Annotated in this window: 17 protein-coding genes; 8 read left to right on the top strand and 9 right to left on the bottom strand. The window is 73.5% G+C overall.

The window, feature by feature from the left end:
• Positions 1 to 32 precede the first annotated feature (32 nt).
• The 6 genes from O7604_RS01280 to O7604_RS01255 form a co-directional block, all read right to left on the bottom strand.
• The gene (locus O7604_RS01280; protein WP_281578624.1) at positions 33 to 902 is read right to left on the bottom strand and encodes a fused MFS/spermidine synthase; all 870 of its coding nucleotides are present in this window, start codon (positions 900 to 902) and stop codon (positions 33 to 35) included.
• Complete coding sequence (locus O7604_RS01275; RefSeq protein ID WP_281578623.1) at positions 902 to 1873, bottom strand: hypothetical protein; 972 nt, start codon at positions 1871 to 1873, stop codon at positions 902 to 904. Before O7604_RS01275 ends, O7604_RS01280 begins: the two co-directional genes overlap by 1 nt.
• Positions 1874 to 1898: 25 nt before the next feature.
• A complete protein-coding gene (locus tag O7604_RS01270; protein WP_281578622.1) occupies positions 1899 to 4373 on the bottom strand; it encodes an SMC family ATPase in 2475 nt (824 codons plus the stop codon).
• On the bottom strand, positions 4373 to 5521 hold the full coding sequence (locus O7604_RS01265; RefSeq protein ID WP_281578621.1) for an exonuclease SbcCD subunit D: 1149 nt from the start codon (positions 5519 to 5521) through the stop codon (positions 4373 to 4375). The genes O7604_RS01270 and O7604_RS01265 overlap by 1 nt, the downstream gene beginning before the upstream one ends.
• Before the next feature lie 11 nt (positions 5522 to 5532).
• Entirely contained in the window at positions 5533 to 7281 is a 1749-nt protein-coding gene (locus O7604_RS01260; RefSeq protein WP_281578620.1) for an ATP-binding protein, read from the bottom strand.
• A gap of 691 nt (positions 7282 to 7972) precedes the next feature.
• On the bottom strand, positions 7973 to 8848 hold the full coding sequence (locus tag O7604_RS01255; RefSeq protein ID WP_281578619.1) for a pyrimidine reductase family protein: 876 nt from the start codon (positions 8846 to 8848) through the stop codon (positions 7973 to 7975).
• A 150-nt stretch (positions 8849 to 8998) separates the two neighbouring features.
• Here O7604_RS01255 and O7604_RS01250 point away from each other — a divergent pair, with 150 nt between their 5' ends.
• The 6 genes from O7604_RS01250 to O7604_RS01225 all read left to right on the top strand — a co-directional run bounded on the left by O7604_RS01250 (position 8999) and on the right by O7604_RS01225 (position 15724).
• Complete coding sequence (locus O7604_RS01250) at positions 8999 to 9544, top strand: plasmid pRiA4b ORF-3 family protein (RefSeq protein WP_269701130.1); 546 nt, start codon at positions 8999 to 9001, stop codon at positions 9542 to 9544.
• Positions 9545 to 9838: 294 nt separating this feature from the next.
• The gene (locus O7604_RS01245; protein ID WP_269701129.1) at positions 9839 to 11158 is read left to right on the top strand and encodes an extracellular solute-binding protein; all 1320 of its coding nucleotides are present in this window, start codon (positions 9839 to 9841) and stop codon (positions 11156 to 11158) included.
• A 118-nt stretch (positions 11159 to 11276) separates the two neighbouring features.
• Positions 11277 to 12257: a sugar ABC transporter permease gene (locus O7604_RS01240; protein ID WP_269701128.1), complete on the top strand. Its 981-nt coding sequence runs from the start codon at positions 11277 to 11279 to the stop codon at positions 12255 to 12257.
• Positions 12258 to 12362: 105 nt separating this feature from the next.
• Positions 12363 to 13163: a carbohydrate ABC transporter permease gene (locus O7604_RS01235; RefSeq protein WP_030274682.1), complete on the top strand. Its 801-nt coding sequence runs from the start codon at positions 12363 to 12365 to the stop codon at positions 13161 to 13163.
• Positions 13160 to 14593: a GH1 family beta-glucosidase gene (locus O7604_RS01230; RefSeq protein WP_269701127.1), complete on the top strand. Its 1434-nt coding sequence runs from the start codon at positions 13160 to 13162 to the stop codon at positions 14591 to 14593. The genes O7604_RS01235 and O7604_RS01230 overlap by 4 nt, the downstream gene beginning before the upstream one ends.
• A gap of 84 nt (positions 14594 to 14677) precedes the next feature.
• The gene (locus tag O7604_RS01225) at positions 14678 to 15724 is read left to right on the top strand and encodes a LacI family DNA-binding transcriptional regulator (RefSeq protein ID WP_281578618.1); all 1047 of its coding nucleotides are present in this window, start codon (positions 14678 to 14680) and stop codon (positions 15722 to 15724) included.
• A gap of 22 nt (positions 15725 to 15746) precedes the next feature.
• Here O7604_RS01225 and O7604_RS01220 read toward each other — a convergent pair whose 3' ends face one another.
• Together O7604_RS01220 and O7604_RS01215 are read right to left on the bottom strand one after the other, a co-directional pair.
• On the bottom strand, positions 15747 to 16958 hold the full coding sequence (locus O7604_RS01220) for an acyl-CoA dehydrogenase family protein (RefSeq protein WP_269701124.1): 1212 nt from the start codon (positions 16956 to 16958) through the stop codon (positions 15747 to 15749).
• Entirely contained in the window at positions 16959 to 18032 is a 1074-nt protein-coding gene (locus O7604_RS01215; protein WP_281578617.1) for a phosphotransferase family protein, read from the bottom strand. It abuts the gene before it with no gap.
• Between the two features lie 150 nt (positions 18033 to 18182).
• Between O7604_RS01215 and O7604_RS01210 the strand changes: the two genes are divergently transcribed.
• Together O7604_RS01210 and O7604_RS01205 are read left to right on the top strand one after the other, a co-directional pair.
• A complete protein-coding gene (locus O7604_RS01210) occupies positions 18183 to 18887 on the top strand; it encodes an amino acid-binding protein (RefSeq protein ID WP_269701122.1) in 705 nt (234 codons plus the stop codon).
• 80 nt (positions 18888 to 18967) lie between these two features.
• Positions 18968 to 20056 carry a GNAT family N-acetyltransferase gene (locus O7604_RS01205; protein ID WP_281578616.1) on the top strand — a complete coding sequence of 363 codons (1089 nt, stop codon included), beginning with the start codon at positions 18968 to 18970 and terminating at the stop codon, positions 20054 to 20056.
• Positions 20057 to 20230: 174 nt separating this feature from the next.
• Here the strand turns inward: O7604_RS01205 and O7604_RS01200 are convergent, their stop codons facing one another.
• Entirely contained in the window at positions 20231 to 21796 is a 1566-nt protein-coding gene (locus O7604_RS01200; RefSeq protein ID WP_281578615.1) for an aldehyde dehydrogenase family protein, read from the bottom strand.
• Between the last annotated feature and the right edge of the window lie 31 nt (positions 21797 to 21827).

Genomic DNA, 21827 nt, shown 5'->3' with positions numbered 1-21827 from the left:
CACGGGCATGGCCGCCCGGGGATACGCAGCGATCAGCCGATCGGATCAACGCTTGACCGAAAAATTCCCGGCGGCGGGGGAGTGGAGTCGACGGCGTCCGCGTCGTGGACCACCGCGGCGCCGCCGGTGAACCGGTCCAGCTCCGGGCCGGCCAGCACCCGGCCGGGGAACCAGTCGCCCGCCGCCCGCCGGGTCAGCTCCGGCACCGGCGGCTCCACCCGGGACGCCACCAGCACCAGGTTGCCGTAGCGCCGGCCGCGCAGCACCGCCGCGTCGCCGACCAGGCAGGCCCGGGGCAGCACGGTCCGCACCGTGGCGACCTGCGCCCGGGCGTGCCGCAGCGGCGGGCCGTCGGCCACGTTCGCCAGGTAGCTGCCGCCGGGCGCGAGCACGCGGGCCACCTCGGCGGCGTACTCCACCGAGGTCAGATGAGCGGGGGTACGGGCACCGGCGAACACGTCGGCCACGATCACGTCGTACGCGCCGTCGCGGCTCGACGTCAGCGTCGCCCGCGCGTCGGCCACCCGTACCCGCAGGCGCGGATCGGACGGCCAGGGCAGCTCGCGACGGACCAGCTCCACCAGCGCGCCGTCCACCTCGGACACCCGCTGCGTCGAACCGGGCCGGGTGGCCTGCACGTAGCGGGGCAGTGTGAGCGCGCCGCCACCCAGGTGCAGCACCCGCAGCGGCGCCCCGGCCGGCGCCACCAGATCCAGCGCGGCGGCCAGCCGCCGGACGTACTCGAACTCCAGGTGCGAAGGGTCGGCCAGGTCCACATGCGACTGCGGCGCGCCGTCCAGCAGCAGCGTCCACGAGCCCGGACGGTCGACGTCCGGCACCAGTTCGGCCCGCCCGGTGTCGACGTCGGCCACCACCCGATCGGCGTCGCGTCGGCGGCCCATCAGCGCCGCATCCCGCGCGCCGCGCCGGTGAGCCTCCGGTGCAGCAGCCGCGCGTCGCCGAGCATCCCGCGCAGCCGGCGTTCCAGCCCGGCGATCGGCACCAGGTTCTGCGGGGCGCGCGGATCCTTGTACGGGGTGGAGGCGAACCGGGGCAGCGTCACCAGCGACAGGTCGGCCAGCGCGATCGCCTCCGGCACGGTCAGGTCGGCCGAGCACTCCACGCGCACGATGCCCGCCCAGGGCGCGCCGGCGCGCACCGGCAGCCGCAGATACCAGGACCAGCCGCCCCACGCCGTGCCCAGCCGGAACACCGGGCAGCGCTCGCCCGGCGCCAGCCCGGTCACCACGGCGGTGAGCCGCCCGTCCAGGTATTGGCTGTGCTGCGTCTTGATGTACCCGAGCGTGCGCGGCAGGTTGCGCCGGCTGCGCAGCGGGCCGTCCACCACCAGCAGGTCACCGTCGGTGCGGACCGCGTCGGAGACGGCCACCTCCAGCGCGGTCAGCGGCGCCTGCACCGCAGCGGGCAGCTTGCTCAGCTCACCGGTGCCGCTGACCCGGTGCACCGGGTAGCGGACCGTCCCGGCGACCACGTCCTGCGCCGACGGGCTCGCCGTGAACAGTCCCCGGCCCACGCGGGCGCCGGCCATCTCGGCGGCGCCCCGGTCCAGGTCGCAGCGGACCACCCCGGCCGCGTACGAGGCGGCGATGCCGGGGAACGAGCCGCCGTCCTCCTCGGCCGTCCAGATGCTGGCGTCGATCCGGCGTACCCCGTCGACCAGCAGCACCACGTCCGGCGCCCGTACGTCCGCGCGGGGGCCGATCGCCCGCCAGTCGGTGGCCGGCAGTTCGACGTCGGCGTCGACCTGGGCGCTGCTCGGCGCGGCCGGCCCGGACCCGCCCGCCGCCTCGAACGACGCGCCGTACGACGGATCCCACGCGTCGACGAAGAACGCCGGCGACGGCCCGGTCACGCGGCGCTCCGCCGGAGCGTGCCGGTCACAGGCCGGTCCGTTCCACGCGGGCCGTCCGCGCGTCCTTGCGGACCTCGAAGCGGACCGGGATGCGCTCGGCCAGCGCGGGCACGTGGGTGACCACGCCGACCATCCGGTCGCCCCGGGCGGCCAGGTTCTCCAGCGTCGCCGCGACCGTGTCCAGCGTCGCCGCGTCCAGCGTGCCGAAGCCCTCGTCCAGGACGATCGACTCCAGGCTCGCGGCGGTGGTGGACATGCCGGCGAGCTGCTCGGACAGCGCCAGCGCGAGTGCCAGCGACGCCTGGAACGTCTCCCCGCCGGACAGTGTCCGCACCCCGCGCCGCAGCCCGGCGTCGTGGTGGTCGACCACGAAGAACTCACCCTTGTCGTGCACCAGGTCGTACTGCCCGCCGGACAGCTCCCGCAGGATCCGCGACGCGCCGTCGACGAGCAGGTCCAGCGCCTCGGTGAGCAGCCAGCGCTCGAAGTTGTTCGCCCGCAGGTGCGAGGCGAGCGCCCGCGCCACCCGCGCCTCACGCTCGTGCCCGGCCCGCTGTTCCCGCAGCTCGGCGGCCTGCTCACGGCGCTCGTCGAGGCGGCGCAACTCCGCCTCGGCCCGCTCCACCGCCACCGCCACGTCGCGCGGCGCGTCCTGTGGGGCGTCCAGCCCGGCCGCGGTGAACAGCGCCGCGATCCCGTCGGCGACCTCGGCCGCGGCCCGCTGCGCCGCCTCCACCGAGTCGGCCAGCCCGTCCCGGTCCGCGCGCCGCGCCCGCGCCTGTTCACCGGCCCAGCCGGCCAGCGCCGTCCACGCCGCCGCCACGTCGTCCCGGTCGGCGGCCGGTGGCCCGAACCGGGCCAGCCCGTCGCGTACCGCGTCGAAGTCACGCCAGGCCCGGCGCAGCCGCTCCTGCGCGGCGTCGAGCGCGCCCCGCGCCCGCCGGGCCGCCTCCCGGCCGGCCCGCACCGCGCCGGCTGCCTCCTCCAGCGCGGTCCGCAGCCGGGCGTGCTCGGCCAGCGTCTCCCGCAGCCGCTCCGGCGCCGGCGCGTCCGCGAGCTGCTCGTCCAGCTCGGCCAGGCGCGCACCGAGCTGGTCGTGCTGGGTCCGGGCGCGCAGCAGCACCCGGTCCAGGTCGCGCGCGGCGGTGTCGCGTTCCTGCACGACCCGCTTGGCCGCCTCGCTCGCCGTGCGCGCCGCCTTGCCCGCCTCGATCGCCCGGCTCACCGCCGAACCCTTCGGCACCGCCGGCACCGTGGTGACCGTCTGCTCGCACACCGGGCAGGGCGCGCCGCCGACCAGGTGTGCCCGCAGCGCCACCGCCTGGTCGGCGGCCTTCGCGTCCTCGTGGGCGCGGAACGCCGACTCCAGCTCCGTCTCGGCCCGCTGCGCGTCCGCCCGCGCCGCCGCCAGCGCCGCCACCGCCGCGTCGTGCTCGGTCCGCGCCGCGTCCACCACCGCGCGCACCGTCGCCGCCTCCGCGGTCAGCCGGTCCCGGTCCGCGTACGCCTTCAGGTGCAGCCGCAGCGCGCTCTCGTCACCGGCGGCGGCCAGCTCCCCGCGCAGCTTCTCCTCGCGCTCCTCGGCCAGCCCGACCGCGGCCGCCGCCTCGTCGGCGGCCACCCGGGCCGCCGCCACCGCCCGCGCCAGCTCGGCGGTGCCGTCCGGCGGCCGCACCCCGGCCAGCACATCCAACTCGGCGTCGAGGGCGGCCAGCGCCGCCGCCCGCTCACCCGCCGTCGCACGGGCCCGCTCCCATTCGGGTACGGCGGCAGCGACCCCCGCGGCCAGTTCCCGCATCGCGTCCACCCGCTCCCGGGCGGCGGTCAGGCTCTCGTCGTCGACGTCGGCGAGCCCGCCGAGCATCTTGTCGACGGTCTCCAGCTTCGCCTCGGCCTGCCCGGCCCGCTCGACCGCCTTCTTCTGCACCGACTCGTAGACGCCCAGCCCGAGCAGGTTCACCAGGATCTGCTGGCGGGTGGCCGGCTTGGCGTGCAGGAAGTCGGCGAACTGGCCCTGCGGCAGCACCACGCAGGAGGTGAACTGCTCGTACGGCAGACCCACCGCGTCCAGTACCGCCTGCTCCATCTCGGCCGGGGTGCCCGCCACCACCTCGCCCAGATCCTCCGGGCTGAGCCCGGTGTCGAGCTTGGTGACGTCGAACCCCGGCGGCATGAGCTGAAGGCCGGCGTTCGCGGTCTTCACCGTGCCCCGCCCGTCGCGGCGCACCACCCGGGTCGCCACGTACCGGTCCCCGGCGGACTCGAAGACCAGCCGGACCCGCGCCTCGGTCGCCGACGGCGCCAGCGCGTTCGCCAGCCCCCGGGTGCCGCCCCAGCGCGGCACCGTGCCGTAGAGCGCGAAGCAGATCGCGTCGAGCACCGTCGACTTACCCGAACCGGTCGGCCCGACCAGCGCGAAGAAGTCGGCGTCGGTGAAGTCGACTGTGGTCTCGTCGCGGAACACCGTGAACCCGGCCATGTCCAGCCGCATCGGCCGCATCAGTGCTCCACCTCCTCGAGCAGCTCGTCGAAGAGTTCCCGGACGCCCTCGTCGGCGTGCCCGCGGCTGTCCAGGTAGTCGCCGAACAACTCGCCCGGCGACCGCCCGGCCCGCTGGGCGGTGCGGGTCCCGCTGCCCGGCGCGGGCACCATCTCCGGGTCGATCCGGATCTCCAGCGCCCGGGGCAGCAGCTCCTGCACCTCCTCGCGCAACCCGGCCCGGGGCTGCTCCCGGACGTAGACGCGCAGCCAGCCCTCCGGCGCCTCGATCTCGGCGAGCTGCGCGAGCGTGCCGCGTACCGTACGCAGCGGCACCGCGCCCGGCACCGGCACCTCCCGGACGCGGGCGGCGGTGGTCGCTGTCACCTCCACGATCGTCACCGAGCAGACGTTCTCCTGCTCGCCGAAGTCGACAGCCAGCGGGCTGCCGCTGTAGCGGATCGGGCACGGGCCGATGACCCGCTGCGAGCGGTGCAGGTGACCCAGCGCCACGTAGTGCGCGTTGCCCGGGAAGACCGTGGCCGGTACGGCGTACCCGAGCACCGTGTGCGCGTCCCGCTCGCCGCCGCCGGTGCTCGCGCCGACAACTGTGAGGTGCGCGGTCACCAGGTGCACCCGGTCCGGCTCGGTGAACCCCTCGGCGAGGCGGTCCAGCACCCGGCCCAGGTGGTCGGCGTACGTCTGGTTGGCCTCGGCCGGGGTGAGCGTGTACATCTCCACCGCGCGCACCGCGTACCGCTGGGACAGGAACGGCAACGCGGCCAGCCGCCAGCGCTCGCCGTCTGCGGTGACGCCGTCGACGACGTGCTCGTCCGGGTTTTCCCGGACGCTGCCGCGCAGCGTGATCCCGGCCGCCTCGGCCCACGGCCGCAGCGCGTCCAGCGCCGCGCCGTTGTCGTGGTTGCCGCCGATCGCCACCACATCGGCACCGGTACGCCGCAACGCGGTGAGCGCCCGCGTCACCAGCCGGGTCGCCTCCGGGGTCGGCGCGGCGGTGTCGTACAGGTCACCGGCGACGATCACCAGGTCGGGCCGCTCACGCTGGGCGATGTCGATGACCTGGGCGAGGACCTGCTTGTGCTCCTCGGCCCGGGACTGCCCCTTGAGGACCTTGCCGACGTGCCAGTCGGAGGTGTGCAGGATCTTCATGTGGGTGCCGCCTAGAACGGGATGTCGTCGTCGGAGGAGCCGGAGCCGACCACCGCGAACGGATCGGCGGCCTGGGTGATCGACCGTAGCGTCTCCGAGGGCGCGCGGCCCGCCTCCGAGACCCGGGTCGCCCACGCCGGGAATGGGAACTCCAGGCAGAGCGGCACCGGGATGTCCGGCTGGTTGACGAACATCGTGCCCGGCTTGGCCAGCAGCGCCCGCTGCCGCTGCGCGGGCGGCAGGAAGCCGTACTCCGGGCGGGACGCCTCGGCCGGGTCGAGCCGGCCCACCACCCGGATCGCCGAGTTGGTGACGATCCGCCGCTCCACCTCGCTCGCGGTCTGCTGCGCGCCGACCAGGATCACACCCAGTGAGCGGCCCCGCTCGGCGATGTCGAGCAGCACCTCCTTGATCGGCGACGAGCCCTCCCGCGGCGCGTACTTGTTCAGCTCGTCGAGCACGACGAACAGCAGCGGCTTGGCGGTGCCCGCCTTCTCCTTGCGCTCGAACTCGCTCTTGAGCGTCACACCGACCACGAACCGCTGCGCGCGATCCGGCAGGTTGTGCAGGTCGACCACAGTCACCTGGGCGCTCTCCGCCGTGTTGATCGAGTGCGGGCGCCGGGCCGCCAGGTCGCCCCGGATCAGCCGGCCCAGATCCTTCTTGCTGCCGATCAACCGGCGGGCGAACGCGTTCACGGTGCCCAGCCCGACCGCGCTGCCCGCCCACTCGCCGCGCGTCTCGTCGTCGTTGAGCTGCTCGACGACGTGGTCGACCAGATCGGCGTACGAGCCGAGCCGTACCCCGTCGATGCTCACCCCGCCGTCGGCGGGCTGGGCGTAGCGGGCCAGGTGCGCGGCCACCGAGTGGACCACCATCGTGTACTGCTGGCGCTCGTCGTCGGCGTCGGCGAACACGTACGGCAGGAGCCGGTCGGCGCAGAACTCGGACAGCGTCCAGTAGAAGCTGTCCACGCCGGTGAGCCGGCTGCTCACATCGGGCGTGCCGGAGGAGTCGCCGACCCGCGGCGGGGCGTACACCCGCACGTCCGGGAACGCGCCCGCATCAAGGCCCAGCTTCGCGTACGCCGCCCGGGTCGGGTCGTCGAGCCGGCTGTTCGGGTGGTCGAGGAACAGCAGATCCTCGCCCTTGACGTTGAAGATCAGCGCCTTCGCGTTCACCGCGTCGCCGCCCAGCACGCCGGAGCGGAACACCGAGTAGAGCAGGAACGTGGCGAAGCTCGTCTTGGTGGCGACACCGGAGATGCCGGAGATCGACACGTGCGCGCCCCGGGTACCGTCGAGGAAGTCGGCGTTGAGGTAGACCGGCACCCCGTCGCGGCCCATCCCCATCGGGATCCGCCGCTCCATCCGGTCGAAGTGCAGCGCCCGCGCCCGCGCGTCACCCTCGGCCCGGTGCACCACCGCGCCCGGCGTCGGCGGCACGTAGAACTCCGGGTCGACCCGCGTGGTGGTGACCTCGGCGGCCTCCTGCACCTGCGCCGGCAGCGTGCCGTCGGCGATGGCGAAGACGTCGGAGTCGAACTGCGCCCCCTCGTGCCGGGCGCGCACCTGGGTCACCACCCCGGCGATCGTCACGGGCTCACGGTCGGGCAGGTCGCGGCGGGTCACCACCACGTCGTCGAGTTGCAGGTAGCTGCCCGGCGCCACAGCCGTCCAGAAGGTGAGCGGGGTGGCGTCGGCGGTGCCGAGCACCCGGCCCACACCCTCGCCGGGCCCGTCGAGCTGATCGTCGGTCATCGGCGGTCTCCGGTCGGCTGGTCGTACCGTTGGCGGTGCACGTCGTGCATCCTGCCCGAGGGATGCGACAGGTTGCCACGCGACGCGGCGGACGCCACGTCACCCGTGCGCCGAACGGTAGCCACCCGGATCCGCCCGACCACTGAGCGTGCGTTTTCCTTGTTTCGGCTACGGGCCCGTCGTGTGGCGCGGGTGTCGGCGGCGCAGGTGGCGGCCGCTGCCCCTGACGACGACTGCTCGCGAGGCGCCGGTCGGCCGGACCAGCCTCTCGTTGCCGGGCTGACCCGAGATCTTGGCGAACTGCCGTCCGCTCCCGGCAGCGAGTCGGACCAACCAGCCGAGCTTGTCCCGAAAAGCAGGAGTTCCCGTCCTGCCTCCGGAGAGCCGCGAAGATCTTGGTAGGAAACGGCCCTCATGGGGGCCTTTCCTGCCAAGATCTCTACGGATCTCACTCAACGGAACGGCCGTCCCGCAAGACGGGAGGAGCTGGCCACAGCAGGCAGTCCGAGCCGCGCTGCTCCCCGAAATTGACGCGATCTTGCACTTCCGGCCCTCTCAGTTCAGCGCAAAACGGGCACAATCAGGGCCCCAAGTGCAAGATCGCGGGTGCCGGGTGCCGGGTGCCGGGTGCCGGGTGCCGGGTGCCGGGTGCCGGGTGCCGGGTGCCGGGTGCCGGGTGCCGGGTGCCGGGTCAGGCGGCGGGGGCGGCGCCGGCGGGCTGCGGGTCGGCGGGGTCGCGGGCGTAGCGGAGCATCAGCACGCCGTCGGCGGCGGCCAGCACGTGACGTAGCGGCAGGTGGCGCGGGACGCTGGCGTCCCCGGCGGTGATCCGCCCCGGGCCGGCGCCGGCGAGCAGCGGCGCCACCGTCAGGCACAGCTCGTCGACCAGGTCGGCGGCGGTGAGCGCGCCGAACAGGTGCGGGCCGCCCTCGCAGAGCAACTGGTTCAGCCCGCGCCGGCGCAACTCGGCCAGGCCGGCGACGAGATCGACCCGCCCGGTGCCACCGGTCCGCCCGGCGCCGTCCGCCCGGCCGCTGCCGTCGGCGCGGCCGGTGTCGTCGGCGCGGCCCGTGTCATCGGCCGGGTCGGTGCCGCAGCGGATCACGTCGGCCACGTCGGTCAACCCCGGCGGCGGTACGGCGCCCGGGTGGGTGAGCACGATCGGCCGGACCGGGGCGTCGGCGAACGCGGCCTGCGCCGGGTCGAGGTCGAGTGAGCCGGACACGACCACCAGCGTCGGGAACTCGGCCAGCCCCTGCTCACGCCGCCAGGCCCGGCGTTCCGGGCTCAGCCGCACCGCCCGGTAGCCCTCGTGGCGCAGCGTGCCGGCGGCCACCACGAGACCGTCGCAGAGCATCCGCAGCAGCCCGAAGACCCGCTTGTCCGGCTCGCCGGAGAGCCCGGCCGAGTATCCGTCCAGAGTGACCGCGCCGTCGGCGCTGGCGACGAAGTTGACCCGCAGATGCGGGCCGGCCGCCCGGGCGTAGAGCGCGGTGAGCTGCGGATCGGTGAGCGCACCGGTAACGGGTGCGGGCCAGATCCGTTCGATCGGGGTTCCGACGGTCATTCGCCGGCCGGACCCGTGACCGGAGGGGTGGGTTCGGGGGTACGGTGCTGGCAGTCGCACCACTTCCGGCCAGGACAGTCGTCGTGCCGCCGTTCCCGGCAGGCTCGGCAGATCATGCAGGCAGCCTATGCCCAGGAAGGATGGGACGTCGTGTCGCGTCAGATCTTCCAGCTCATGGTGTCGCTGGCCGGCGTCCGGCCGCCGGTGTGGCGGCGGGTGCTGGTGCCCGGCGGCTACACCCTGGACCGGCTGCACCGGGTGATCCAGCACGCGATGGGCTGGCGGGACTGCCATCTGCACTCGTTCGACGTCGACGGCCGGCAGTACGGTGAGCCCGACCCGGGCGGCGAACTGGCGCTGCGCGACGAACTGGACGTCCGGCTGGACGCGCTCGTGGGCAAGGGCGACCGCTTCCGCTACACGTACGACTTCGGTGACTGGTGGGAGCACGACCTGGTGGTGGAGGACTGCTGCGCCGCCGACCCGGACGAGCGCTATCCGCTCTGCCTGGACGGGGAGCGGGCCTGCCCGCCGGAGGACGTGGGTGGTCCGGCCGGGTACGCGGTCCTGCTGGCCGCGCTCGCCGACCCGGCGCACCCGGAACACGTGACGATGCGCGAGTGGGCCGGCCCGGCGTTCGACGCGGCCGCGTTCGACCCGGACCGCGCCACCGTCCTGTTGCGCCGCTGCTGCTGACCGCGCCCGCGCGCCGCCGACCGCCACCCCACCCCTGATCGCGCCACCTCACCGCCGCTGATCGGGCCGGCCCACCGCCGCGACCGAGGGGTTCCCGCCCGGGGCCGCGCGCGGGCGCGGTAACGAAATGGGAACGCTCCCAACGGTCTATTGACACCCCTGTCACCTCCCGGCAACCTCATGGGAGCGCTCCCGGGAGTGGCGCGGATCTCGTTCCTGCCCGCTCCGGCCCGCGCGACACGCACCCCCCACCACACAGCAGATATCGCCTCACCACCGAAAGAGGGGTCTCGGATGAGCGTCCCAATCCGTCGTCGGCGCTTCGCGGCCATCGCGCTCGCGTCCGTCGTCGTGCTCGGCACCACCGCCGCCTGCGGCGACGACTCGGACAGCGGCGACAGCGGCAGCGGCGGCGGCCCGGTCACGCTGGTCGTCGACGTCTTCGGCGACCAGGGCTTCGGCTACGAAGAGCTGTACAAGCAGTACGAGGCGGAGCACCCGAACGTCAAGATCCAGGAGCGGGGCAAGGGCCTCGGCCTCGGTGACTACAACACCCGCCTCACCCAGCAGATCACCGCGGGCTCCGGCGCCGGCGACGTGGTGGCCCTGGAAGAGGGCACCATCGTCCAGTTCTACGCCCAGGCCGACAAGTTCGTGAACCTCGCCGACCACGGCGCGAACGACCTCAAGGGCAACTTCCTGCCGTGGAAGTGGGAGCAGGGCACCACCCCCGACGGCAAGGTGCTGGGCCTCGGCACCGACGTCGGCTCGATGGCGCTGTGCTACCGCAGCGACCTGTTCAAGGCCGCCGGGCTGCCCACCGACCGCGAGCAGGTCGGCGCGCTCTGGCCGACCTGGGACGAGTTCATCGCCACCGGCCAGAAGTTCGCCGCCGCCGACAAGAAGCACAAGTTCGTCGACTCGGCGACCAACTTCTACAACGTCGTGCTGATGCAGATCGCGGGCCAGGGCACCGGCTACACGTACTACGACAAGAGCAACAAGATGGTCATCGACCAGAACCCGGACGTGAAGACGGCGTACGACCTCACCACCAAGATGATCGCCGCCGGGCTGTCCAACAACCTCCAGTCGTTCTCCAACGAGTGGAACGCCGGCTTCAAGAACGGCACCTTCGCCACCATCGCCTGCCCCGCCTGGATGACCGGTGTCATCAAGGGCCAGGCCGGTGACGCGGCGGCCGGCAAGTGGGACATCGCCAAGGCGCCGGGCGCCGGTGGCAACTGGGGCGGCTCCTTCCTCGGCGTGCCGAAGTCGAGCAAGCACCAGAAGGAGGCCGCGGAGCTGGCCAAGTTCCTGACCAGCGCCAAGGGCCAGATCGGCGCGTACAAGGCGGTCGGCAACCTGCCCTCGAACCCGCAGGCGCTCACCGACCCGGCCGTGGCCGACTCGACCAACGACTACTTCAGCAAGGCCCCGGTCGGCAAGATCTTCGCCGCCGGCGCCACCGAGCTGAAGCCGGTCTACCTCGGCCCGAAGAACAACGCGGTCCGCACCGCGGTGGAGAACAGCCTGCGCGCGGTGGAGCAGGGCAAGTCGGCCGGCGAGCAGTGGCAGACGGCCCTCAAGAACGGTGCGGCCGCCGGTAAGTGACCGGTTGAGCCGCCCGCGGGTGGCGTCGGCAGCCCGGCTGCCGGCGCCACCCGCGGTGCCCGCAGAGTCCGGCGTCGCCCGTGTGGCGGGTGACGCCGGCCGAGGAGAAGGACTCCCCATGAGCCTCGACCTGCACGCCGCGGCGCCGCCCGAGCCCGGCGCGCCGCGCGTCGCAAAGCACACCCGCCGCCGCGCCACCTCGATGACCCGGCTGGACCTGAAGTACTCGCCGTACCTGTACGTCCTGCCGTTCTTCGTGATCTTCGCCGTGTTCGGCGTGTACCCGATCGCGTACACGGTCTGGATCGCGCTGACCGACCGGTCGCCGCTGAACTCGACGATCTCCTTCGTCGGGATGGACAACTTCGTCGAGCTGATCACCGAGGACCCGCAGTTCTGGAACGCGGTGGTCAACACGTTCGGCATGTTCCTGCTCTCCACGGTGCCCCAGCTGCTGCTGGCGCTGATGCTCGCCAACGCGCTCAACCGGAAGCTGCGCGCGCAGACGTTCTTCCGGATGGCCATCGCGATGCCGATCATCACCTCGACCGCCGTGGTCGCGCTGATCTTCTCGATGATCTACGCCAAGGACTTCGGCCTGGTCAACTGGCTGCTCGACAGCGTCGGCCTGGACCCGATCGACTGGCGGGCGAACCGCTTCGCCTCCTGGTTCGCCATCTCCACCATGGTCGACTGGCGCTGGGTCGGCTACAACGCGCTGATCTACCTGGCCGCCATGCAGTCGATCAGCAAGGACATGTACGAGGCCGCGGCGCTGGACGGCGCCTCCCGGCGGCGTCAGTTCTGGTCGATCACGGTCCCGCAGCTGCGCCCCACGATCATCTTCACGCTGATCATCTCCACCATCGGCGGCCTCCAGCTGTTCACCGAGCCCCTGCTGTTCACCAGCGGCTCGGGTGGCCTCTCCGGCGGTTCGGAGGGGCAGTTCCAGACCATCACGATGTACCTGCTCGACGTGATGAACCAGCGCTTCCGGTGGGGCTACGCCGGAGCGGTCGCGCTCGTGCTCTTCGTGCTCATCGCGTTGATGTCGGCGATCAACTACCTGCTCGCCCGCCGCATCAGCTCCGACAAGTGAGGTGACGAGATGACGACCACCGCCGTCCGCCCGCCCACCCGGCAGAGCCCGCCGGTGAAGACCACCCATCGGGCCGAGCGGCTCTGGAAGGCCAGCCCGCTCACCATGATCGGCCTGATCTTCGGCGTGCTGCTGTCCCTGTTCCCGTTCTACTGGATGATCGTGATCGCCAGCCGGACGAACGACGCGGCCAACTCCTGGCCGCCGCCGTTCCTGCCCGGCGGCAAGCTCGGGGAGAACATCGAGCGGGTGCTCGCGAACAGCGACGCCAACATCGTCAAGGGCCTGATGAACTCGTTCCTGGTCTCCGGGACGATCACCGTCGCGACGGTGTTCTTCGGCTCGCTGGCCGGCTTCGCGTTCGCCAAGCTGCGCTTCCGGGGCAAGAACGCGCTACTGCTGATCATCCTCACCTCGATGATGGTGCCGATCCAGCTCGGCGTGCTGCCGCTGTACATCCTGATGGCCAAGCTCGACTGGCTGAACACCATGCCGTCGGTGACCGTTCCGTTCCTGATCGGCGGCTTCGGCATCTTCATGATGCGCCAGTACGCCGAGCAGGCGGTACCGAACGAGTTGATCGAGGCCGCCCGGGTGGACGGCTGCTCCACCTGGCGGGTGTACTGGCACGTGGTGGCACCCGCGCTGCGTCCGGCCGCCGCCGTGCTGGGTCTGCTGACCTTCATGGAGCAGTGGAACCAGTTCTTCTGGCCGTTCGTGGTGCTGGCGGACCCGTCCAACCCGACTGTCCAGATCTCGCTGCGCAGCCTCAACACCGCCTACTTCGCCGACAACTCGCAGATCTTCGCCGGTACGTTGATCGCGACCCTGCCCCTGTTCGTCGTGTTCGTTCTGTTCGGCCGCCAGATCATCGGCGGCATCATGGAAGGCGCCGTCAAGTCGTGAGCAACCCAGCAAGCCCGCCCGCCGTCGGCGTCCTCGACGCCGGTCCGGCCCTCACCTTCCCGCCCGGCTTCCTCTGGGGCGCGGCCACCGCCGCGTACCAGATCGAGGGCGCGGCGACGGAGGGCGGCCGTGCCCCGTCGATCTGGGACACCTTCAGCCACACCGAGGGCCGGACGGTGGCCGGGCACACCGGCGACGTGGCGTGCGACCACTACCACCGGATGCCGGACGACGTGCGGTTGATGGCCGATCTGGGCCTTCAGTCGTACCGCTTCTCGGTGAGCTGGCCGCGGGTGCAGCCGGGCGGCACCGGCGGGGTCAACCAGGAGGGCATGGACTTCTACCGCCGCCTGGTCGACGAACTGCTCGGCCACGGCATCGAGCCGTGGCTGACGCTCTACCACTGGGACCTGCCGCAGCCGCTGGAGGACGCGGGCGGCTGGCCGGCCCGGGACACCGCCGCCCGTTTCGCCGAGTACTCCCACCTCGTCGCCGAGGCGCTCGGTGACCGGGTGAAGTACTTCACCACGCTGAACGAGCCGTGGTGCTCGGCGTTCCTCGGTTACGGCTCCGGCGTGCACGCGCCGGGCCGTAACGACGGCGCGGACGCGGTCCGGGCCGGGCACCACCTGATGCTGGGCCACGGCCTGGCCGTGCAGGCGGTGCGGGCGGCCCGCCCGGAGGCGCAGCTCGGCATCACCGTCAACCTGTACCCGGTCACCCCGGCGAGCGAATCGGCGGCGGATGCCGACGCGGCCCGCCGGATCGACGCGCTGGCCAACCGGTTCTTCCTGGACCCGGTGCTGCGTGGGGCGTACCCGGCGGACCTGGTCGCGGATCTGCGTCAGGTCACCGACATGGGGCACGTGCGCGACGGTGACCTGGCGACCATCTCCACCCCGCTGGACATGGTCGGGATCAACTACTACAGCCGGCACGTGGTGGCCGCGCCCGTCGAGGGCGCGGAGCCGGAGCCCTACTGGCGGGCGCCGTCCTGCTGGCCGGGCAGCGAGGACGTGCGGTTCGTCACCCGGGGCGTCCCGGTGACGGACATGGACTGGGAGATCGACGCCCCGGGCCTGGTGGAGACGCTGGAGCGGGTGCACCGGGAGTACACCGACCTGCCGCTCTACGTCACCGAGAACGGCTCGGCGTTCGTCGACGAGGTCGTCGACGGCCGGGTGGACGACCCGGACCGGCTGGCCTACTTCTCCGCGCACCTGCGCGCGGCGCACGCCGCGATCGAGGCGGGCGTGCCGCTCAAGGGATACTTCGCCTGGTCGCTCCTGGACAACTTCGAGTGGGCCTGGGGCTACACGAAGCGGTTCGGCATGGTCTATGTCGACTACGACAGCCAGGCCCGGATCGCGAAGTCCAGCGCCAGGTGGTACGCCGACGTGATCCGACGCAACGGACTGCCCGCACAATAAGCTGGGCCAGCCAGTAACGGGCGGCCCGGCGCCGACGCCTCAATCGGTGCCGGGTCCGCCCGACCGTCGGAGGAGCAACAGACGATGACAACGCAGCGCACCCGCTCGCTCGGGCGTCCGACCCTCGACGCGGTCGCGGCCCGCGCCGGCGTCGGGCGCGGCACGGTCTCCCGCGTGGTCAACGGCTCGCCGCAGGTCAGCCCGGAGGCCCGGGCCGCCGTCCAGCAGGCCATCGCCGAGCTGGGGTACGTGCCGAACCGTGCCGCCCGTGCGCTGGTCACCCAGCGGACCGACTCGGTGGCCCTGGTCGTGTCCGAGTCGGGGGAGCGGGTCTTCACCGAGCCGTTCTTCGCCGCGATCGTGCGGGGCGTCAGCTCCGGGCTGGTGGAGACGCCCATGCAGCTCTGGCTGGCCATGGTGCAGTCGCCGATCGAGCGGGAGCGGGTCGAGCACCACCTGACCAACCAGCACGTGGACGGCGTACTCCTGCTGTCACTGCACGACGCGGACCCGCTGCCCACACTGCTGGAGGAGCGCGGCCTGCCGACGGTGCTCGGCGGTCGTCCGGCGCGGATGCTGCACCCGAACGCGCAGCCGGCGTGGTTCGTCGACATGGACAACGTCGGCGGCGCGCGACAGGCGGTGGAGCACCTGTTCCGCCAGGGCCGCCGCCGGGTCGCGACCATCGCGGGCCCGCAGGACATGGGCGCCGGCCTGGCCCGGCTCTCCGGCTACCAGGAGGCCGTGCGCGCGTCCGGCGGCCGTGTCGACCCGGGCCTGATCGCGTACGGGGACTTCAGCGAGGGCAGCGGCACCGCGGCCATGCGCCGGCTGCTCGACGTGTGCCCGGAACTGGACGCGGTGTTCGTCGCCTCCGACCTGATGGCGTTCGGCGCGTTGCGCGCGTTGCGCGAGGCCGGCCGCCGGGTGCCCGAGGACGTGGCGGTGATCGGCTTCGACGACGCCCCGATCGCGCGTCAGGCCGAGCCGCCGCTGACCACCGTGTTCCAGCCGGTGGAGGAGATGGGCCGGCAGATGGCCCGGCTGCTGGTGTCCCGCATCCGCGGCGAGGATGTTCCCTCCCCGCACGTGCTGCTGGACACCGAGCTGATCCACCGGGCCTCCGCCTGACCCACCGCGGCGGGGACGCCGCTCAGGAATAGCGGCGCAGCTCGCGGCGGGCCAGCGACGCGCGGTGGACCTCGTCGGGGCCGTCGGCCAGGCGTAGCGTGCGGGCCGCCGCCCACAGTTCGGCCAGCGGGGTGTCCTGGCTGACCCCGGCCCCGCCGTGCGCCTGGATGGCCTTGTCGATCACCCACTCCGCCATCAGCGGGGTGGCGATCTTGATGGCCTGGATCTCCGTGTGCGCGCCCTTGTTGCCGACGGTGTCCATCAGCCACGCGGTCTTGAGCACCAGCAGGCGGGCCTGCTCGATCCGCACCCGCGACTCGGCGATCCACTCGCGGACCACGCCCTGCTCGGCGAGCGGGCGGCCGAACGCGACCCGGTCGAGCACCCGCCGGCAGAGCAGTTCCAGGGCTCGTTCGGCCATGCCGACCAGGCGCATGCAGTGGTGGATGCGGCCGGGGCCGAGCCGGGCCTGGGCGATGGCGAACCCGGTGCCCTCCTCGCCGACCAGGTTGTCCACCGGCACCCGTACATCGGTGAAGTCGATCTCGGCGTGCCCGCCGTGCGGGGCGTCGCTGTAGCCGAAGACCCGCATGCCGCGCCGTACCGTCACGCCGGGGGTGTCCCGGGGGACCAGGATCATGCTCTGCTGGCGGTGCCGGTCGGCGTCCGGGTCGGTCTTGCCCATCACGATGAAGATCTCGCAGCGCGGGTCCATCGCCCCGGACGACCACCACTTGCGGCCGTTGACGACGTAGTGGTCGCCGTCGCGGACGATCCGGGTGCCGATGTTCGTCGCGTCGGAGGAGGCCACCTCCGGCTCGGTCATGCAGAACGCGGACCGGATCTCCCCGGCGAGCAGCGGCATGAGCCACTGCTTGCGCTGCGCCTCGGAGCCGAACTCGGCGAGCAGCTCCATGTTGCCGGTGTCCGGCGCGGCGCAGTTGAGCGCCTCCGGCGCCAGGTGCGGGCTGCGCCCGGTCAGCTCGGCCAGCGGCGCGTACTGGAGGTTGGTCAGGCCGGCGCCGTAGCGCGCGTCGGGCAGGAACAGGTTCCACAGCCCGCGCTCCCGCGCCTGCGCCTTCAGCTCCTCCATCACCGGCGGGCGGGCCCACGGGTCGCCGGCGGCGGCCACCTGCTCGTGGTGCACCGGCTCGGCCGGGTACACGCACTCGGTGAGGAACGCCTCCAGCCGCTGCCGCAGCTCGACCGTGCGGTCGTCGTACGCGAACTCCATCTAGTTCTCCCTCACCGCGCGCAACCCGTGTGCCACGAGCGGCGCCACCATGTCGCCGATCCGGTCGAAGCCCTCGCCCAGCGTCTGCCCGAGCGTGTGCCGGTAGTGGATGCCCTCGCAGATCACCGCGAGCTTGAAACAGCCGAGCGCCACGTGCCAGTGCAGCGGGCCGACGTCGACGTCGCTGCGTCCGGCGTACCGCTCGATCAGCTCGGCGCCGGTGGGGAAACCGGCGCGCGGCCCGATGCCGTCGGCGACCGGGTTGCCCTCGCCGTGGTCGCTGTCGCCGAGCACGTCCCAGTACGTCAGCAGCAGCCCGAGGTCGGCCAGCGGGTCGCCGAGCGTGGCCATCTCCCAGTCGAGCACCGCCCGCACCGCCACCGGGTCGACGCCGGCGAGCAGGTTGTCCAGCCGGTAGTCGCCGTGCACGATCCGGCCCGCGTTCGCGCCCTCGGGCACGCTGGCGGCCAGCGTGTCGCGCAGTTCGTCGATGCCGGGCAGCGGCCGGCTGCGGGACCGGTCGAGCTGGCCGGCCCAGCGGCGTACCTGCCGGCCCAGGTAGCCCTCCGGCCGGCCGAAGTCGGCCAGGCCCACCTCGGCCGGCTCGACCCGGTGCAGCGTGGCGAGCGTGTCCATCATCGCCATGGCGAGGTCGTGCCGCTGGGCGGAGGTGAGCGCGTCGGTCTGCTCCCGCCGCCGGTAGACCTCGCCGTCGACCTTCGCCATCAGGTAGAACGGCGCGCCGATCACGCTCTCGTGGGCGCAGAGCAGCAGCGCCTCCGGCACCGGTACGCCGGTCGGCGCGAGCGCCGAGATCACCCGGTGCTCGCGGGCCATGTCGTGGGCGGTGGCCAGCACGTGACCCAGCGGGGGGCGGCGCAGCACGACCTCGCGGTCACCGGCGCGCAGCAGGTAGGTGAGGTTGGACTTGCCGCCGGCGATCAGCCGCGCCGACAGCGGCCCGCTCAGGTCCGGCCGGTGGACGGCCAGATGGGCGGCGAGCCGGTCGAGGTCGAGCCCGCGCGGGGCGGGACCGGTCGAGGGCGCGGCGACATCGGCGGCCGGATCGGTCATCCGATTAGTTGATGGCAGCTCAGCTTTGTTGTCAAGGTCGGGTTTTCCCGGCGGGACATGCCCCTGCAACAGGGGCGAAATGGTCAACCGGCAGGCTGGGCCCCAGCCTGCCGGCCGCTCGGCCGGCCCGCCGAGCGGAGGGGATCAGACATGCTGCTGAGAGTTCGGGTGACCCTGCCGGACCGTCCGGGCACGCTCGGCCAGGTGGCCCGGACACTCGGCGTCTCCGGCGCGGACATCGTGCAGGTGGTGGTGCTGGAACGGCTCGGCGGCCGGGCGGTGGACGACTTCACGGTGGTCTGGCCGGGTGCGGCGCGGGTGGAGCGGATGCTCGCCGGGCTGGCCGCGATCCCCGGCGTCCGGGTGGACGGCGTGTGGCGGGCGATCGGCGCGCCCACCACCACCGGGCAGGACGCCGAACTGCTCGCCCAGGTGGCGGCGAACCCGGTCGACGGGGTGGCCACGCTCGTCGACGCGGTGCCGGGGCTGCTCGCTGCGGACTGGGCGGTGGCCGCCGTCGTACCCCTGGACTGGGCCTCGCGCAGCGGCGAAGCCGGCGTCGCCGCGATCGGCCACGCGAGCTGGCGGGCGCCGTCACCGCCGCGGCTGCCGGAGGTGACCCCGCTGCGGGCGCGCTCCATGACCAGCCCGGAGGGGCACCACTACGCGGTGGCGCCGTTCGGCCGGGCCGGGCTGGTGCTCGTGGTCGCCCGTGACCACAGCGAGCCGCTCGCCGCCGCCGGGTTCCACTCCACCGAGGTGGACCGGCTCGCCCAGCTCGTCCGCGCCAGCGCGGTGATCCTCGGCGACCGGCTGGACCTGGTCGGCACGCCGCCAGTGACCACCGTCACCTGACCGGTCGGCCCGCGTCACCCCGGGGCAACGGGCCCGCAACAGGCGGACGGCATGGTCGGTGCTGAGGAAGGGAGACAACCATGGCGCTGTGGCGGATCCGAGCCACCGTGGACGACCGGCCGGGCTACCTGTCGGTGCTCACGGCGAGCCTCGCGTTGCGCGGGGTCAACATCCTCAGCGTGCAGGTGCACACCACCGAGGCCGGGGCGGTCGACGACTTCCTGGTCGACGCGCCCGAGCAGGTGACCGAGGCGGAGCTGCGGGCCGCCGTGGAGCGGGGCCGGGGCCGGGACTGCTGGGTCGCGCGCAGCGGGGCGCGTGGGCTGGCCGACGAGCCGACCCGGGTGCTCGGGCTCGCCGGGCGGCTGGTCCGTGACCCGGAGTCGACCGGCGAGGTGCTGCGCACGCTGCTCGGCGCCGACACGGTGACCTGGCGTCCGACACCCGCCGTGGCGCCGGGCGGGGTGGGCGGCACGACGATGGTGCTCGCCGACCCGGCCGGCGGCGCCCACGAACTGCACCGCCGGGAGCCCAGCTTCACCCCGGCCGAGTACGCCCGCGCGCAGGCCCTGGTCGAGCTGGCGGCGACGCTCGCCCGCCGGGACGCCGACCGGATCACGCTGGTGCTGCCGGACGGCGGCGAGGTGTCGGTGCGGGCCGCGACCGCCGAGGACATCCCCGGCGTACGCGACCTGCACGCCGCCTGCTCGGCGCGCAGCCGGCAGCGGCGCTACCTGAGCGGGGCGGCGGACCCGTCGCCGGCCCGGTTGCGGCGGCTGCTGGAGCCGGCGCGGGGCGTGACACTGCTCGCCACGGCGGGCTCCGGCGGGGCGGCGGAGCCGGTCGTGGCGATGGCGAACCTGCTCGGCGAGGGCGACGAGGCCGAGGCGGCGCTGCTGGTCCGCGACGACTGGCAGCGCCGGGGCCTCGGCTCGGCGCTGCTGCGCCGCCTGGTCGGGCACGCCGACCGGGCCGGGTACGCCGCCGTGCTGCTGCACGTGCAGTCCGAGAACACGCCGATGCTGCGGACGCTGCGCCGGCTCGACCGGCCGGTGGCGATGGAACGCGACGGCGGCGTGCTCACCGCGACGCTGCCGCTGGCCGCGCGGCCGGCGGCGGATCCGGTCGTGCGGGCCGAGGTGACGGTGCCGGCACAGCGGTCGAGTTGAGCTGACGGCCGCGGGCCGGACCACGGAGGTGCGCCGCAACGGCGCGGCACACCCGAGGGGTACGGCCCGGCGGCCGGAACCGGCGCGGTCACGCGCCACAGGGGCCGACCTCCGATACGGGGGACGGTGACACGGCGGGGCTCCCGATGCGGGGGCCCCGCCCGTCTGTGCGGATCAGGTGGCCGGGTAGCTGCTGTAGTCCGGGAAGTTGCCGTAGAGCCGGCCGTCGCCGCCCACCGTGACCGCCTGGACGAGCAGGTCGCCGCCGACGAACGCGCCCTTCCAGGACGCGCCCCGGCCGCCGAACGGCTCGTCCCGGTCGCCCCGGGACCGCGGCTTGTTGATGCCCACCTTGAACGCCTGGAGGTCCACCGCCAGCTTGCCGGCGAGTTCCTCGTCGTCGCACGCGAGGGACGCGACGAGCGCGCCGTTCGAGGCGTTCATCTGGGCCAGCAGCTCGTCGGTGGTGTCCACCACGACGATCGTGTCCACCGGGCCGAACGGCTCGGCGTGCATGAGGCGGGAGCGGCCGGGCGGGGCCAGCAGCACGGCCGGGGCGACGTACGCGGACGTGTCCTGCCCGTCCAGGAACGGCGCGCCGTCGAGCTTGCCGCGGTGCAGCGGCACGGCGCCGCCGCGTACCGCCTCGTCGACCTTGCGCCGCAGCTCGTCGGCCTTCGCCGCGCTGATCAGCGGCCCGAAGTCCAGCTCGGGCAGCGGGTCGCCGGCCGACCAGTCGTCACCGACGGCGAGCGGGTGCCCGAACCGGATCGAGCGGACCACCGGCAGGTACATGTCGAGGAACTCGTCGACCAGGTCGCGCTGGACCACGAACCGGGGGTACGCGGTGCAGCGCTGCTTGCCGTACTCGAAGCCCTTGCGCAGGTGGGCGGCGAGCGAGTCCCACTGGGAGAAGTTCCAGATGCCCCAGGCGTTGAGGCCCTCCTGCTCGATGAAGTGCCGCTTGTCGCAGTCGAGCAGCGCGGCGGCGACCTTGCCGCCGTTGGAGCGTCCGCCGACGAACGCCACCGCGCCGATCTCCGGTGCGCGGACGAGCACCTCGGACAGTTCCTCGCCGCTGCCGGACAGCAGCGTGGCGGGCAGCCCGGCGCGGCGCATCAGCGCGTGCGCGACGGTGAGGCAGACCGCGCCGCCCTGCGACGGCGTCTTGGCGATGACCGCGTTGCCGGCGAGCAACTGCACCAGCTCGGCGTGCACCAGGACGCTCATCGGGTAGTTCCAGGAGGCGATGTTGCTGACCGGGCCGGGCAGCGGCTCCCGCCCGTCGGCGAGCATCCGCTCGATCTCCTGCACGTACCAGCGCACGCCGTCCAGCGCGCGGTCCACGTCGGCGCAGGCCAGCCGCCACGGCTTGCCGATCTCCCAGACCAGCAGCAGAGCGAGCAGGTCGCGGTGCGCGGTGAGCGCGTCGAGCGCGTCGGTGACCCGGGCGATGCGCTCGGCCAGCGGGGTCCGTGCCCACTCCCGGTGCGCGTCGGCGGCGTGGGCGACGGCGGCGCGGGCCGTCTCGGCGTCGAGCCGGGCGAGGTGCACCAGCACCGTGTTGTCCACCGGCGTGCGGACGGGGGAGGGCGTGCCGAGCGCGCGCCAGTCGCCCTGGACGAGGTTGTGCAGCGTGGGAGCGCCGTCGGGGCCGGTGCCGAACGCCTCGGGCGTGGCGGCGACCGCCCGGGCGAGCGTGTCGGACCAGGAGGTGCCTTCGGCGAGTCGTAGAGCCATCGCGATCTCCTCAGTGTCGTCCGGGGAGCGG

The organism is Micromonospora sp. WMMA1947, assembly GCF_027497355.1.
Classification (GTDB): Bacteria; Actinomycetota; Actinomycetes; order Mycobacteriales; family Micromonosporaceae; genus Micromonospora.
Note: the sequence above shows the minus strand (reverse complement) of the source record. Positions and strands in the feature narration are given on the sequence as shown.

Bases quoted from the DNA above. Each gene is read 5' to 3' on its own strand.
- O7604_RS01280 (WP_281578624.1), bottom strand. From the start codon at position 902: ATGGGCCGCCGACGCGACGCCGATCGGGTGGTGGCCGACGTCGACACC.
- O7604_RS01270 (WP_281578622.1), bottom strand. From the start codon at position 4,373: ATGCGGCCGATGCGGCTGGACATGGCCGGGTTCACGGTGTTCCGCGAC.
- O7604_RS01265 (WP_281578621.1), bottom strand. From the start codon at position 5,521: ATGAAGATCCTGCACACCTCCGACTGGCACGTCGGCAAGGTCCTCAAG.
- O7604_RS01260 (WP_281578620.1), bottom strand. From the start codon at position 7,281: ATGACCGACGATCAGCTCGACGGGCCCGGCGAGGGTGTGGGCCGGGTG.
- O7604_RS01255 (WP_281578619.1), bottom strand. From the start codon at position 8,848: ATGACCGTCGGAACCCCGATCGAACGGATCTGGCCCGCACCCGTTACC.
- O7604_RS01245 (WP_269701129.1), top strand. From the start codon at position 9,839: ATGAGCGTCCCAATCCGTCGTCGGCGCTTCGCGGCCATCGCGCTCGCG.
- O7604_RS01240 (WP_269701128.1), top strand. From the start codon at position 11,277: ATGAGCCTCGACCTGCACGCCGCGGCGCCGCCCGAGCCCGGCGCGCCG.
- O7604_RS01235 (WP_030274682.1), top strand. From the start codon at position 12,363: ATGATCGGCCTGATCTTCGGCGTGCTGCTGTCCCTGTTCCCGTTCTAC.
- O7604_RS01225 (WP_281578618.1), top strand. From the start codon at position 14,678: ATGACAACGCAGCGCACCCGCTCGCTCGGGCGTCCGACCCTCGACGCG.
- O7604_RS01220 (WP_269701124.1), bottom strand. From the start codon at position 16,958: ATGGAGTTCGCGTACGACGACCGCACGGTCGAGCTGCGGCAGCGGCTG.
- O7604_RS01215 (WP_281578617.1), bottom strand. From the start codon at position 18,032: ATGACCGATCCGGCCGCCGATGTCGCCGCGCCCTCGACCGGTCCCGCC.
- O7604_RS01210 (WP_269701122.1), top strand. From the start codon at position 18,183: ATGCTGCTGAGAGTTCGGGTGACCCTGCCGGACCGTCCGGGCACGCTC.
- O7604_RS01205 (WP_281578616.1), top strand. From the start codon at position 18,968: ATGGCGCTGTGGCGGATCCGAGCCACCGTGGACGACCGGCCGGGCTAC.
- O7604_RS01200 (WP_281578615.1), bottom strand. From the start codon at position 21,796: ATGGCTCTACGACTCGCCGAAGGCACCTCCTGGTCCGACACGCTCGCC.